Raw genomic sequence first — 12,803 nt, 5'->3', positions numbered from 1 at the left:
GCTTTCTGGAGCTGAATGGGTTGACGGTTTGGGTCTTAAGCAACCCGGGGGCGCCGGAAATGTTTGGAGAAGAATCCGGAAATCCTCTGGACGCCGCCCGCGCTGGAGAGGAAGACGGCGAGGATGATCACTGCACCCTTTATGAGCAGCTGCGGTTCGGAGGAGATTCCGACGAGGTTCATGATGTTGATGATGGTCGTCAGGATGAACACGCCGATCACTGCGTTTAGGGGGTCGCCCTTGCCGCCCATCAGGGAGGCGCCGCCCACGACGACGGCTGCTATCGCGTCGAGTTCGTAGCCTACGCCGATGAGTGAGCTGCCCTGCCGTAGCTGGGCCGCCGCAACAAGTCCGGCCAAGCCGGCAAGAACGCCGGAGATGGTGTAGGTGATGATCAGGTTCCGCGCGACCGGCAGGCCCGAAAGCCGCGAGGCTTCAGGATTGCCGCCAATCGCGTAGAGGGAGCGGCCGAACGTCGTGTATTTGGCCACAAGCGCCGCCACCACGGCCACGATGATGAAGATCAGGACCGGGTTGCGGATACCGAGGAAGCTGCCGCGGGAGAAGGCCTGAATGAGTCCCTGGTCGCGGATCTCGATCAAGCTTGTCGACTGGATGATGTAGCTGAAGCCCTTGACGGCGCTCATCATGGCAAGCGTTGCGATGAAGGGCGGAATGTTCAGCCAAACCACGAGGACGCCGTTGATCAGTCCTGCGACAGCGCAAGAGGCCAGTACGAACACGACGGACGCGCCAGCGGGCATTCCGGCCTGCAAGGTGAGTGCGGTAAGGACCGTGGACATGGCCAGGATCGACCCCACAGACAGGTCAATGCCGCCTGTCAGGATAACGAAGTATTGTCCGATGGCCAGCACGACGACGATCGATGCGGCCGTGATCACGTTTTCGGCATTGCGGAACGTCAGGAAGTCATCGGAGACGTAGTAGCCCACCGCGATGATCGCGAGGAGGACCAGGATCAGATAACTCTTGGGCAGGGCGCGCAGGGCGCTGCCCCGCAGCCGCGAGGTGATGCTTGAGGATTGGGACGTGGTGTCACTGCGCTGGGGCAGGGGCGACAGGGTCCGGGACATGGTTGTTCTCCTGTGTAGAAAGTCTGATGGATAGCGCCGTCAGGCGAAGCGTTCGAGAATGGCGTTGCCGGAGGGGTCGATGTCATCGTGTGCGAGTTCTGCGACGACCCGGCCGCGGGCCATGACGAGGACGCGGTCGCACATCATCGCCTCGGTGATCTCCGAGCTCGCCACTACGACGGTTCCTCCGGCCTGCGCGAACTCGCGGATGAGTTCGTACATGTCCTCCTTCGCGCCGACGTCTACTCCGCGGGTTGGTTCGTCGCACACGAGGATGCGTGACTGGCGGACAAGCCAGCGGGCCAGGATGGCCTTCTGCTGGGTTCCCCCACTCAGCGTCTTGAGCGGCTGGTTCACCCCGGAGACCTTCATGCCGAGTCGTGCCACCATCTCGCCGGCCACGCCGCGCTCCCGCCGGGACTGGATAACGCTCAGCCGGCTGAACTGCGGAAGGCTGGCCAAGGTGATGTTGCCGGCGACGCCCATGTCCGGGATGAAGCCTGCGGCTTTCCGGTCCTGCGGCAGCAGCCCGATCCCTCGGCGGATCGCATCGCGCGGGGCACGGAAGTCCACTGCTTTCCCGTCGACGCGGATCTCGCCTGAGGTCCGGCGCCGCGCACCCGCGATGAGGCCAGCGAGTTCTGACTGGCCACTGCCGATGAGCCCGGAAATGCCGAGGACCTCGCCTTCATGCAGTTCGAACGACACCTTGTCCACGTACCCCTCCTCGGAGAGGTCGCGGGCTGAGAGGATGACGCTCTCCCGGGGGCCTGCACCGAGGCTGGGTGAGCGTTCCCCGCGCAGGGCCGCCTCGGCAATGGAGCCTTCAAGGCTCTTGCCGACCATTGCCGTGACGACATCGGCGGGTTTGGAGTCTGCAGTCTTCAAATCCGCGGCGTTCACGCCATCGCGCAGCACAGTCACGGCGTCGCAGAGCGAGAAGAGCTCGTCCATGCGGTGCGAGATGTACAGCAGCGTCACACCCTGCTCGGACAGGGACCTCAGGACCGTGAAGAGCCGTTCGACGTCGGGCATCGGCAACGTGGACGTGGGTTCGTCCAGCAGCAGCACCCGGGCGTCCTTGTGCAAGGCCTTGGCCAACTCCACGGCCTGCTGCTCCGCGGTGGAGTAACTTGCTACGGGGCGGCGAACGTCCAGGTCGAAACCCACCCGGTCCAGGGCGGCCCGCGCCTGGGCCTGCATCCGCTGCCAGTCCACGGCCGCGCCGCCGCGCAGTGGCAGCTGGCCCAGGAAGATGTTCTCGGCCACGGACAGGGAAGGAACGAGCGAGAGCTCCTGGTAGATGGTGTGAATACCTGCCTGCTGGGCATCCATTGGATCCCGGAAGCGCTGGAGCTCGCCACCAAGGCGTATGCTCCCCGAGTCCGGTGATTCGGCGCCGGAAAGGATCTTGACGAGCGTGGACTTGCCGGCCCCGTTTTGTCCGGCCAACGCGTGGATCGATCCTCGGCCGACGCTGAAGCTGACACCCTTCAGCGCCTTCACGCCGGGGTAGGACTTGGTGATGCCCTCGAGTTCGAGCTCTGGGGCGCTGAAATGGGATTTCCCCACGGTCCCGGTGGCTGATGCCACCGGTGCCTGGTTGTTGGCGGACATAGACGTTCCTTATCTAGGACTTTCGGGGCCGGGAGGGTTTCGGCGCAAGATTGCTGTCCGGACCGGCAGGTTCTTAATCTTTGGCGCGGACGTACGTGTCACCGGGGACGTAGTATTTGGCCGCGTCAGCGGGCGTCACCACGGTTGTATCGATGTACTTGGTCTTGCCGGGGCACTGGGCCTGGTCACCCTGGATGGCGGCAACTGCCATGCGCACGGCTGCGGCTCCCTGGTCCCAAGGCTGGTTGGATGCATCCGCCTGGAGCGGTCCCTTCGGGTTGTCCACCATCTCCTTGATGGCGCCCATGCCCCCGTCGTAGCTGGCCATGATGATCCCGTCACCCCACAGGCCGGCCTGCTGCAGGCCCTGGACGATGCCGCCGTGCATGACATCGCTCATGCTGTAGACGACCTTGAGGTCGGGGTTGGCGGTGGCGACGTCACGTATTGGGGCCAGGGCCTTGTCCGGTTTCCACTCACCGTACTTGGTGTCAAGCTTGACGGTGGTGACACCGGGGTGCTTCTCCATAATGCGGTTCCATCCGGCCATGAAACCGTTGAACCGAAGGTCGCTCAGCACATCTCCGGGGAAGCCGCCGATACCGACGAGCTTAATCTCGCCCTTCTCTCCGTACTTCTCCAGCGCGCGCTGTGCAGCTACCTCACCGGCGAGCGAGCCGGTGTGCTCCTGATCCTCGGCAACGTAGCAGAACATGTCCGGAACCAAGGACTTGTCCACGCTCGAGTTGACCGTCACAACGGGTATGCCCGCGTCCTTCAAGGCCTGAATCGAGGGACCAACGCCAAGCGGATCATTTGGGTTCATAACGACCACGTCCACACCCTTGGTGATCAGGGTCTGCACGTCGGCGTTCTGCCGGACTGTGTCACCGTTGGCGTCCAGCAGCTCCACACGCGCGCCGACCTTGCCGGCCTCGGCCTGGCCGCCCTCAACAAGAGTCTTCCACCAGTCACTGCCGCTGATGCCGCGCTGGCTCCAGCCGATGACCAGCCCCTTGCCGCTTGCCTTCTCCCCCGCGTCGTCCGCGGCAGCGCCGCCCTTACAGCCAGCCAGCCCAAGCATGGAGACCGTCAGGACAGAAGCACACAGTGCCGCTCTGCCAAGTCTCTTGTTTCGACGAATTCCAGTTGTAGTTCTCTGCATGAACAACACTCCCTTGTGTTCGTGATCACCCCAACTTTGGGGCACGAGAGTCACGTTACAGTCTGAGTTAGCGCACTATCAAGAGGCTGGAGGAAAATTTAATGAAGCTGGCGTTTTCCGAATAAGTCCTGCAAAATAAAGGGAAAGTCAGAGGTATCCGCTGATCAGGTCAGTGATAAGGATCCTGATTTATCGCTAACTCAGACGTATCTTTCTTCCCGCGGACGCATCGAAGCGGCCCGCGGCCAACCAGGTAGGACAGATGTGCTGGGACCTTGACGAGAACCCGCCCCCGGAGCAACGGGAACAGTTGCGGCATCCTGATTTGGGGCCAGGCGATCGGCTCCACGCGGGCGCGGGACCGAAGACCACCTTCGCCAAACCTGCCGCAACCGTCATTGATCGTGTATCGATGGTGGATGTTGCCGTACGGGCCGGAGTTTCGACGCAGACCGTGTCCCGGGTGGCGAACGGGAGCCGCGATGTGCGAGCTGACACCAGGCGGCGCGTCACTGCTGCGATGAATGAATTGGGATATCGGCCCAACAGTGCGGCACGGGCGCTGAGGCGCGGAAGTTTCCGGACCATCGGCGTGATCACGTTCTCGCTGTCGTCCTTCGGGACCATGCGTACGCTTGAGGCAATCGCGCTGCACGCAGCCCGGCAGGACTTCGCCACCACACTGATCCCCGTCACGGCCCCCACCCAAGCCGGTATCCAGGGTGCGTTCTCACGCATCGGCGAACTCGCCGTCGACGCGGTGATTGCCATCATGGAGGTCCACCTCCTCGAGGCAGCGACAGCGACTCTGCCCCCGGGAGTGAGGGTCGTCGTCGTCGATCCCGACGCCGGTGAGCAGTACAGCGTGGTGGACACCGACCAGGCCGGCGGCGCCCGCAAGGCCGTCAAACACCTCCTGGACCTCGGCCACGAAACCGTCTGGCACGTCGCCGGCCCCGAAGCGTCCTTCGCCAGCGAACGCCGCGCGGCCGCCTGGCACGCGGCGCTCACCGACGCCGGCAGGCCTGTCCCGCCGCTGCTGCGAGGCGACTGGTCAGCGGACTCCGGCTACGCCGTCGGTCTGCGGCTCGCCGACGAGCCCGGCTGCACCGCGGTATTTGCCGCGAACGACCACATGGCGCTCGGCATGCTCCGGGCCTTCCGCGAAAAGGGGAAATCAGTTCCAGGAGACATCAGCCTGGTCGGCTTCGACGACGTCCCCGAAGCGTCCTCGTTCACTCCCCCGCTCACCACGGTGCACCAGAACTTCGCTGACGTCGGCAACCAGTGCGTCGACAACGTCCTACAGCAGATCCGAACCAAGACCACCAAACACGGCGTCACCCTCATCCCCACCCAGCTCGTTGTCCGCCAAAGTACCGCTGTGCCTCCCAAAGCAGCGCCCCCGGTTCAGAATTTACGAAGCGACGCGACACATCCACCGGAGGGCCCCATCATCGAACAGGAGACATGAAACCCGTTACCACGTGGTGAGCTTCCCGTGCTTATCCAGCTCCTGAATCTTATGGTTTCTGAGCCGGGTAAGCAGCCAGCTTTCCGCCTTCCCTATCCGGCGTCCCCTCAAAGACAACAGGTCCACCGATACGAGCCAATCCGTATAGGGGTAAGCCTCCAGTTGTAGCTCGATCAGTTGGCCGCCGTTTATCTGGTCCACGATCAGCTGCCGTGGCAAAGTTGCCCACCCCAAGCCCGCCGATGCCATCGAAATGAGAGCCTCATAGTTATCGGCACGCCACACCTGTGCGGACTGCAGGTATTCAGTGGTCGGCAAGCTGGCAGCATGCGCGGTGTAAACAATGTGCCTGTGCGCGCGTAAGTCGTCAAAGCTCACAGTGGTCTTCGCCGCCAACGCATGCCGGGCATGGGCGACGTGGGTGAGGATCAGTTTCCCGAGTTGATGAAACTGAATTTCCCGGGGATACCGGGGCTGGGCAAAAGCAATCCCCAGGGCGGCCTCACCGCGTTGGACCAAGCCGGCGACGTCACCGTGTTCAGGATTTCGGATAACAAGGTCCGTGTGGGGAAAGTTCTCGGCGAATTCCACCAGAATGGCCACCAGGTTCTGGTACGGGATGCCTGCCGCAATGGTGAGGCTCGCCGGGTCGCCTTCCGACATGGCATCCGCGTGGCTTTCCAATGCTTGGCATCGATCGTAAACAATTAATGCCTCGACCAGCATCGTTTCGCCGGCTGGGGTCAGGGTGGGAATACGTGTCGTCCGATCAAACAACTCCAGCCCAAGAGCTATCTCCAGGTTGGCCACGGCAGCACTGATGGTGGACTGGCTGCGCCCTAATGCTCTGGCCGCAGCGGAGAAGGAACCCCACTTGCAGCTCATCACGAAAGCCTCGACCTGCTCCAACGAGTACCGCATCATCACTCACCTATCGTCTGTTCCGATAGTAAATCACTTCTTCTGCAGCGTTTGGCGGCATATCGTTGCATGAACCCGGGCACAAAGGCCCGTCGGAACCACGAAAAGACCTCACCGCCAATGTCTCTGGCGCCGTTGAGGTGAAAGGACCAGCATGAACAACGACCTCGAATATCTCCGCCGCGCCATCATCGTTTCCCGGAACGCCCGGGACAACGGCAACCACCCCTTCGGCGCAATTCTCGTAAACGCCAACGGCAACATCGTCCTGGAAGCTGAGAACACCGTGACAACCGAGAACGACGTCACAAACCACGCCGAAACCAACCTGGTGCGTTTGGCATCTCGGTCCATCCCCCACAATGAGCTTCCCAGCCACACCCTGTACACATCCTGTGAGCCCTGCGCCATGTGTGCGGGCGCGATCTACTGGGCTGGCATCGGCCGGGTGGTCTATGGCCTGGCAGAAACGGGTTTGCTGGCGATAACCGGCAGTCATCCGGAAAACCCCACTCTGTCTCACCCCTGCAGGCTTGTATTCGCCGATGGAGGCCGCCCCACCGAGGTCTCGGGCCCGCACATTGAAGAAGAAGCCGCGAAACCACATGCCGGCTTCTGGAACTAAAAGAACGAGGCACCATTTCCCTCAGAGCCGTGCAAGGATGGCCCTGGCCAAGCAATGAGGCGCCTGTCTGGGGCCGAAACAGACCCTAACTCCGGAGCGGGCTGTCGAGCTGCTCCAGCGGGACGTCAGTAGTGATTCAAAAGTCGTCCTTGCCCCCGACTTCCGGATCACCAGGGAGACGGCCCACAGTATCTGCGCCAAGCGCGGACGTTAGGAACCCTCTGCGCTGCCGAGTAAATCCTCTTGGCCCAGCCGAGGGACGTCTACTCGTCCTATTTGGGGGCCGATAACCGACGTTATGTCGTGTTAATGCTTGAAGCTTCAACTAACTTTTATTTTTGAGAGTCTACCTCAGGCCCTCTCCCCCGCGATCGCCCTTGCTGTTTACGCCGTACGGCAAGGATTTCAGCCATTTGCGCAGCAACCCGCTGCGCAAAGGAAGCCGGCCCGAACGACGGCAACGCCAAGGCATAAAACGCCTGCCTGGCCGCCCAATTGTCCAAAGTTCTTTGGACAATTGGCCGAAGCGATTGGAACCCGGAACTATTCGAGCGCCGGCCGGGAACCCGGTGCTTCGTTGAAGCCTGTCCACTCTGACGCCGTTGGGACATGAATGTCTTGACGCTGCTTGCCAAGGACTCTCAAACTCAAAGGGACGGCGGCGGGAGGATTCCGGTGAATGGTCAACGAATCGGATACGTGCGAGTGAGCACTCTCGACCAAAACGAGAAACGCCAACTCGATGGCGAAGTCCTGGATCGCGTCTTCACGGATAAAGCCTCCGGCCGGGACACGGCAAGGCCGCAGCTTGCTGAACTTCTGCGGTTTGCCCGCGAAGGCGACACCGTGGTCGTGCACAGCATGGACCGGCTCGCCCGCAACCTGGACGATCTGCGCTCCTTGGTCCAGGGCCTCACCCGCAAAGGAGTACGCGTGCAGTTCGTCAAGGAACACCTCCTCTTCACCGGGGAGGACTCCCCCATGGCCAACCTCATGCTCTCGGTCATGGGTGCCTTCGCCGAGTTCGAACGCTCCCTCATCAAGGAACGCCAACGAGAAGGCATCGCCCTCGCCAAGCAACGCGGCGCCTACCACGGACGCAAAAGGAGCCTTAGCCCCGAACGCGCCGCCGAGCTCGTGCTAAGGGCGGACAGCGGAATACCAAAATCTGTCCTGGCCAACGATTACGGCATCAGCCGGGAAACTGTTTACCAGTACCTGCGCCAGGCAAAGCAGACGTGAGTACTTGATCGATGGACGGCCCCGATGGCTCGTCCATGCAGACCGCAATGCACGCTCGTCCGTGAGTCCGCAGAGGACGCAGTCGTGAGCTTCTGCCGCAGGAGCCCGCGGTCGTAGTTCATTCCCAGGCTGGACGGAACGTCGGTTATCGGCGTTCAAACAACGGGAGTAGAAGCAGCTGCGAGAACTCCCGCCCCATGACGAATCCAGCGTTTCCGCAGGTCAGCCGGGCTTTGCCCGGCGCGCGCATTCCTCACGCCAACGACTGAATTTGCCCTCGGATCGCTTATGGCTATAGGTTTCCTGCATCTAATGCATGTTTCCATGGTTTAGGGGTCGTGGTGGGTAATGCCGTTCCGGGTTTCGTCCCGCGGATGCTGGTGGATCCGGACATTGGGCTGTTCCGGGCTGATGAACGGGTTTTCACTGCCATGCTCGATGGCTGGCGCGCGCAGATGCTGGCACGTGGCCTCACGACTCAGACCATCAAGCAGCGCGGCCAGCTGCTGGAGCGTTTTCAGCGCTTCACGGGTGAATTCCCATGGCAATGGCGCCACGCCGACATCGATGACTTCCTGGCCGATCTGCGCTCGGGCGAGAAACCGATCAGCCTGAAAACGTTGCGCTCGTACAGCAACGCCGTGGCGATGTTCTGCTCTTATCTGACGCATCCTGGCTATGGCTGGGGCGAGTTCTGCGAACGGACTTTCGGCGATATTCCGAGCCAGATCTGCTTCGAGTGGAATATGCCAAGGCACACCACCGATGATGCCGTCCCGGCGAAGAAGCGGTCGTTCACCAAGGCGGAACTGCAGCGACTATTCGACTACATCGATGACCTTGTCGACCGGGAATACGCCGCTGGCAGCAAACGATGGCTGCCCCTTTTCCGCGACTCTGTGGCGTTCAAGGTCTGCTATGCCTATGGGCTTCGCCGACGTGAGATGACCATGCTGGACCTGGAAGACTTCGGCCCGAACCCGCACGTCAGTGACTACGGCCGGTTCGGAGCAGTTCAGGTACGGTTCGCCAAGGGAACGGCAGGCTCAGGACCCAGACGGCGCACCGTGCTGACCGTTCCGGAGTTCGACTGGGTCGTGGACCAGCTCAAGACCTGGACATCCGGAGGGCTGCGGCAGCAGTTTCCGACAGCTGAACGGTCCTCGGCTCTTTGGCCGAGCGAGCGGGGTGCCCGGATGTCCCTGGGCTCTTTCGGGGATGCGTTCGCCGCTGCCCGGGATGCCGTCGGCTTGCCCCAGGAGCTGGGTCTGCATTGCCTCAGGCATTCCTACGTGACCCACCTGATCGAAGCCGGCTATGACGCGGCCTTCGTGCAGACTCAGGTTGGCCACTCCTACGCCTCGACCACCGGGCTCTACACGTCGGTATCGTCGGACTTCAAGCAGAAATCCGTGCAGCAGATGATTGCACGCCGCATCGCGAACTTGGAGGACCCAGATGCCTGAACAGCGCCGGATTGGCTACCGCTGGAACTTGCGAGCCCTGATGGCAAAGCAGAACCTGTGGAAGACCACCGAACTGATGCCGCTCCTGAAATCTCGTGGTATCAACCTTTCCGAAAGTCAGGTCTACAGGCTGGTCACATCGACTCCGGAGCGCATTCCGGCCAAGACATTCGCGGCGCTCTGCGACATCCTGGACTGCACACCCAACGACCTGTTCGAACCATTCGTGGAGATGCGCGCCGCGGCGACAGCCAATGCCCCGAAGCGCAGTGAAGACCTCGGCATCCAACCAGGCAACCCCATCGCACGACGTGTCCGCCTCGTCGCTTCTGAGGACGGTGAGTAGGCCACGCAAAGCAGAGGACCCGATCCGCTGGCCGGTTCCCTGCAGTCGCTGCGGTCAGCACCATCAAACCGTCGCGCGCTGGCCCGACGGCGGCGTTTGCGGCTACTGCTATCAGCAGGCAAAGCGCACCCGTGGAGTCTGCGCCTGCGGCCATGAAGGTGTTCTTCCGGGAATTATCGATGAGGAGCCAGCATGCCGCAGCTGCTCGGGCGTTCGGCTCAACGTTGACTGTGTGGGCTGCGGCGCCGAAGACGAACTTTACAGTGGTGGACGCTGCTGGACCTGCGTCCTCGGCGACATCGTAGACGACCTGCTTACAGACCCAGCTACGGGAGTCATGGCCACGGAACTGATCCCGCTGGCGGCGGCACTGAAGTCAATGAAACGGGCCAACAGCGGCATGACCTGGATCCGGCAAAAGCACGTCACGGCCTTCCTTCGTAACCTCGCTACCGCACCCAAAATCAGTCACGACACCTTCGATGAACTGCCCGACTCCCGCACCCGCGAGTACGTCCGAGGGCTCCTCATCGAGCACGGGGTGCTCCCCCAGCGAAATGCGTTCCTGATTCGCTACGAAAGCTGGGCCACCCAAGCCATGGAACGCGTCAGCGACCCACAGAACCTTGACGTGATCCGCCGCTACATCCGATGGCATCACCAGCGACGCATGAACCTCATGGACGAAGTCTCCCGCGGCACTTTCCTGCGCGCCAAACAGGAAGTCACCGTCGCCATCGACCTCCTGAACTGGCTCACCGGTCATGACATCAAACTGCCGGAACTGCAGCAGTCCCACCTTGATGTATGGCAATCCGAGGGGCCCACGACGAGACGCATCGCTGAGCGCTTCCTCAAATGGGCCATCAAAACCAAGGCCGCCCCAGCGGGGCTCACCATCGTCCCGCACCGCCGCGGCACCAGCCCAAGACTCCCCAAGATCGGGCAAGACAAAGCGCTCCAACAAATCATCCACACCAACGGACCGGAGACCCGTGACCGGGCCGCCGCGATCCTCATCCTCGTCTTCGGACAACAAGCCGAAAACATCGCCCGGCTGACCTGGGACGACGTCACAGTCACTGAAGACTTAGTCACCATCCAACTCGGAACCACCAAAATTGCGCTGCCGGACCCGTTAGCCCAGCCATGGCGGGAGCTCGCCGCAAACCCAGGCCACGAACTGACCGCAGCACACCCCAACACCAAGTGGGTATTCCGCGGAACATCACCCGGACGCCACATCCACCCAGGGCACCTCACAACCCGACTCAGCAAGCTCTTCAACACCCGCGCCGCGCGACTCGGAACACTCCACGAACTCACCAAACTCGCACCCGTGGCCATCATCGCCGAAACCCTCGGCTACTCCCCGACTACCATCGAACGCCACGCCACCGACTCGGCATCCGCCTATGCCCGGTACATCGCAGCAGTAAACGAGTCCGTCCTGCACGAAAGCCCGAGAAACTAGAACGGCTCCGTCTCGCTTGCGTCCGTGAGGACATACCTAAAGCTGCCGGCCCCGACGATCCCAGTCCTGGCGACGGGCTTCTTCCTCGTCCCAGAAATGACCGTCGTAGTGGCGCACATAGAGCAGATAGGCGGTGAAGACCGCGCAGATAATCAGCATTGCCAGCATGAGGTAAAGAAAGGGACCCCAAGCTTGATTCCACCGGAATGCAATTTGCACGATTGCGTTTACGGCCATGAAGGACACCATGACCAGCTGCCAGCGAAATCCGCCCCGCGTCATACGCGGCTCAAGGCGCTTCCGACCCTCAGGCATATTCGGAGCCTACAGCCGGAGGAGCTTTCTGTCATGAGCTAACACCGGCCCCGCCACCGAGCAGTATGAGTGCCGTTCACCGTCGGCAAATCACGGAGGCGGCTACTCCCGTCCCATGAATACCCGTGCATGCCAGTTAAGTAGGACGAGTAGAAGTAGATGAGAGAACCTGCCTTACGAACTCCGCGAGGGAGCCCTTCGCGAAGTCGGAGCAGCAATCACTGCACATCCTTTCGGTGGCTACCAATCGAGTTCATCATGGCGGTCGTCAAACCGATTCAGTGCGCGATGGTGGCCTGAAGTGCTGCACCGACTATGCCGGCATCATTGCGGAGCGTGGCAGGAAGTACTGCGGTTCCCAATTTGAGGTTGGGTAAGTAATCGTTGGCGTGCTGTGAATGCCTCCACCGATGATAACGAGTTCGGGCGAGAACAAAAAATTCCAGGTGTGACAAGCATCGCTGCAGCACGTCGCTGTACTCCTTCCAGGAAAGTCCGTCCCTTTCGCGTGCCACTGCTGAAGCCCGCTTTTCGGCCGCAACACCATCTACTTCCAGGTGTCCGAACTCGGAATTGGGGACGAGCTGACCGTTGAGGAACAACGCAGATACAATGCCAGTCCCCAGCGTGATGGCTAGGACCGAACCGTCTATGCACATGCCAGCGCGGTAACTGATTTCGGCATTACCTGCGGGATCAGCGCCGTTTACAGCCTGTACCGGCCGACACAGCCGGGCGCTTAGGAGTTGGTTGATGTCAGTGTTCAGCCAGCTTTGCTCCATGTTCGCCGCAGAGTGCACAACGCCATGCCGGATTATGCCGGGAAATGTCACACCTACCGGTGCAGACGCAGCCGGAGCCTGCGGGTGGACTGAGATACATTCGATCACCAAGGAAACTGCCGCGGCTACTGCTTCGGGGGTCGCCGGGTGCGGAGTCGGTACGGTCACCGAGGAGTTTTTGCCTTGATTCTTGTCTCCCAGCCCTCCTTTGATACCCGTGCCTCCAATGTCAACGCGGATAAATGCAATGTCCATGCGCTTGGTACCGAAGAAGTGTGAAAA

The 12,803-nt window shown here is 61.5% G+C and carries 11 protein-coding genes and 1 pseudogene; 6 read left to right on the top strand and 6 right to left on the bottom strand.

Annotation, left to right across the window (positions count from 1 at the left end):
• Positions 1-35: 35 nt before the first annotated feature.
• From AC6I97_RS02815 to AC6I97_RS02805, 3 genes are all read right to left on the bottom strand, one after another.
• Positions 36-1,094, bottom strand: coding sequence for an ABC transporter permease (locus AC6I97_RS02815; RefSeq protein ID WP_224165862.1), 1,059 nt, complete (start codon positions 1,092-1,094; stop codon positions 36-38).
• Positions 1,095-1,133: 39 nt separating this feature from the next.
• Positions 1,134-2,711 carry a sugar ABC transporter ATP-binding protein gene (locus AC6I97_RS02810; RefSeq protein ID WP_224165863.1) on the bottom strand — a complete coding sequence of 526 codons (1,578 nt, stop codon included), beginning with the start codon at positions 2,709-2,711 and terminating at the stop codon, positions 1,134-1,136.
• Between the two features lie 73 nt (positions 2,712-2,784).
• On the bottom strand, positions 2,785-3,876 hold the full coding sequence (locus AC6I97_RS02805; protein ID WP_224165864.1) for a sugar ABC transporter substrate-binding protein: 1,092 nt from the start codon (positions 3,874-3,876) through the stop codon (positions 2,785-2,787).
• Between the two features lie 262 nt (positions 3,877-4,138).
• Between AC6I97_RS02805 and AC6I97_RS02800 the strand changes: the two genes are divergently transcribed.
• Entirely contained in the window at positions 4,139-5,350 is a 1,212-nt protein-coding gene (locus AC6I97_RS02800; protein WP_346347104.1) for a LacI family DNA-binding transcriptional regulator, read from the top strand.
• A 6-nt stretch (positions 5,351-5,356) separates the two neighbouring features.
• Here the strand turns inward: AC6I97_RS02800 and AC6I97_RS02795 are convergent, their stop codons facing one another.
• A complete protein-coding gene (locus AC6I97_RS02795; protein WP_224167595.1) occupies positions 5,357-6,271 on the bottom strand; it encodes a LysR family transcriptional regulator in 915 nt (304 codons plus the stop codon).
• A 154-nt stretch (positions 6,272-6,425) separates the two neighbouring features.
• On the opposite strand from AC6I97_RS02795, the gene AC6I97_RS02790 reads away from it, so the two are divergent.
• From AC6I97_RS02790 to AC6I97_RS02770, 5 genes are all read left to right on the top strand, one after another.
• A complete protein-coding gene (locus tag AC6I97_RS02790; RefSeq protein ID WP_224165865.1) occupies positions 6,426-6,896 on the top strand; it encodes a nucleoside deaminase in 471 nt (156 codons plus the stop codon).
• Between the two features lie 675 nt (positions 6,897-7,571).
• Entirely contained in the window at positions 7,572-8,138 is a 567-nt protein-coding gene (locus AC6I97_RS02785; RefSeq protein ID WP_224093937.1) for a recombinase family protein, read from the top strand.
• A 341-nt stretch (positions 8,139-8,479) separates the two neighbouring features.
• Entirely contained in the window at positions 8,480-9,604 is a 1,125-nt protein-coding gene (locus AC6I97_RS02780) for a tyrosine-type recombinase/integrase (protein WP_497943998.1), read from the top strand.
• Positions 9,597-9,950, top strand: coding sequence for a helix-turn-helix domain-containing protein (locus AC6I97_RS02775; RefSeq protein WP_224092706.1), 354 nt, complete (start codon positions 9,597-9,599; stop codon positions 9,948-9,950). The genes AC6I97_RS02780 and AC6I97_RS02775 overlap by 8 nt, the downstream gene beginning before the upstream one ends.
• Positions 9,951-10,287: 337 nt before the next feature.
• Positions 10,288-11,424 carry a Fis family transcriptional regulator gene (locus tag AC6I97_RS02770; RefSeq protein WP_224164432.1) on the top strand — a complete coding sequence of 379 codons (1,137 nt, stop codon included), beginning with the start codon at positions 10,288-10,290 and terminating at the stop codon, positions 11,422-11,424.
• A gap of 36 nt (positions 11,425-11,460) precedes the next feature.
• On the opposite strand, the gene AC6I97_RS02765 is transcribed toward AC6I97_RS02770, so the two are convergent.
• Together AC6I97_RS02765 and ppgK are read right to left on the bottom strand one after the other, a co-directional pair.
• Positions 11,461-11,739, bottom strand: coding sequence for a hypothetical protein (locus tag AC6I97_RS02765; protein ID WP_224092703.1), 279 nt, complete (start codon positions 11,737-11,739; stop codon positions 11,461-11,463).
• Between the two features lie 278 nt (positions 11,740-12,017).
• Positions 12,018-12,776, bottom strand: a pseudogene (ppgK, locus tag AC6I97_RS02760) (polyphosphate--glucose phosphotransferase).
• Positions 12,777-12,803 lie beyond the last annotated feature (27 nt).

The sequence above is a fragment of the Arthrobacter sp. TmtSoilC48 genome, assembly GCF_059739425.1.
Note: the sequence above shows the minus strand (reverse complement) of the source record. Positions and strands in the feature narration are given on the sequence as shown.

What these genes read in the sequence shown, in the direction of transcription:
- AC6I97_RS02815 (WP_224165862.1), bottom strand. Translation starts at nt 1,094, where the DNA reads ATGTCCCGGACCCTGTCGCCCCTGCCCCAGCGCAGTGACACCACGTCC.
- AC6I97_RS02810 (WP_224165863.1), bottom strand. Translation starts at nt 2,711, where the DNA reads ATGTCCGCCAACAACCAGGCACCGGTGGCATCAGCCACCGGGACCGTG.
- AC6I97_RS02805 (WP_224165864.1), bottom strand. Translation starts at nt 3,876, where the DNA reads ATGCAGAGAACTACAACTGGAATTCGTCGAAACAAGAGACTTGGCAGA.
- AC6I97_RS02800 (WP_346347104.1), top strand. Translation starts at nt 4,139, where the DNA reads ATGTGCTGGGACCTTGACGAGAACCCGCCCCCGGAGCAACGGGAACAG.
- AC6I97_RS02795 (WP_224167595.1), bottom strand. Translation starts at nt 6,271, where the DNA reads ATGCGGTACTCGTTGGAGCAGGTCGAGGCTTTCGTGATGAGCTGCAAG.
- AC6I97_RS02790 (WP_224165865.1), top strand. Translation starts at nt 6,426, where the DNA reads ATGAACAACGACCTCGAATATCTCCGCCGCGCCATCATCGTTTCCCGG.
- AC6I97_RS02775 (WP_224092706.1), top strand. Translation starts at nt 9,597, where the DNA reads ATGCCTGAACAGCGCCGGATTGGCTACCGCTGGAACTTGCGAGCCCTG.
- AC6I97_RS02770 (WP_224164432.1), top strand. Translation starts at nt 10,288, where the DNA reads ATGGCCACGGAACTGATCCCGCTGGCGGCGGCACTGAAGTCAATGAAA.
- AC6I97_RS02765 (WP_224092703.1), bottom strand. Translation starts at nt 11,739, where the DNA reads ATGCCTGAGGGTCGGAAGCGCCTTGAGCCGCGTATGACGCGGGGCGGA.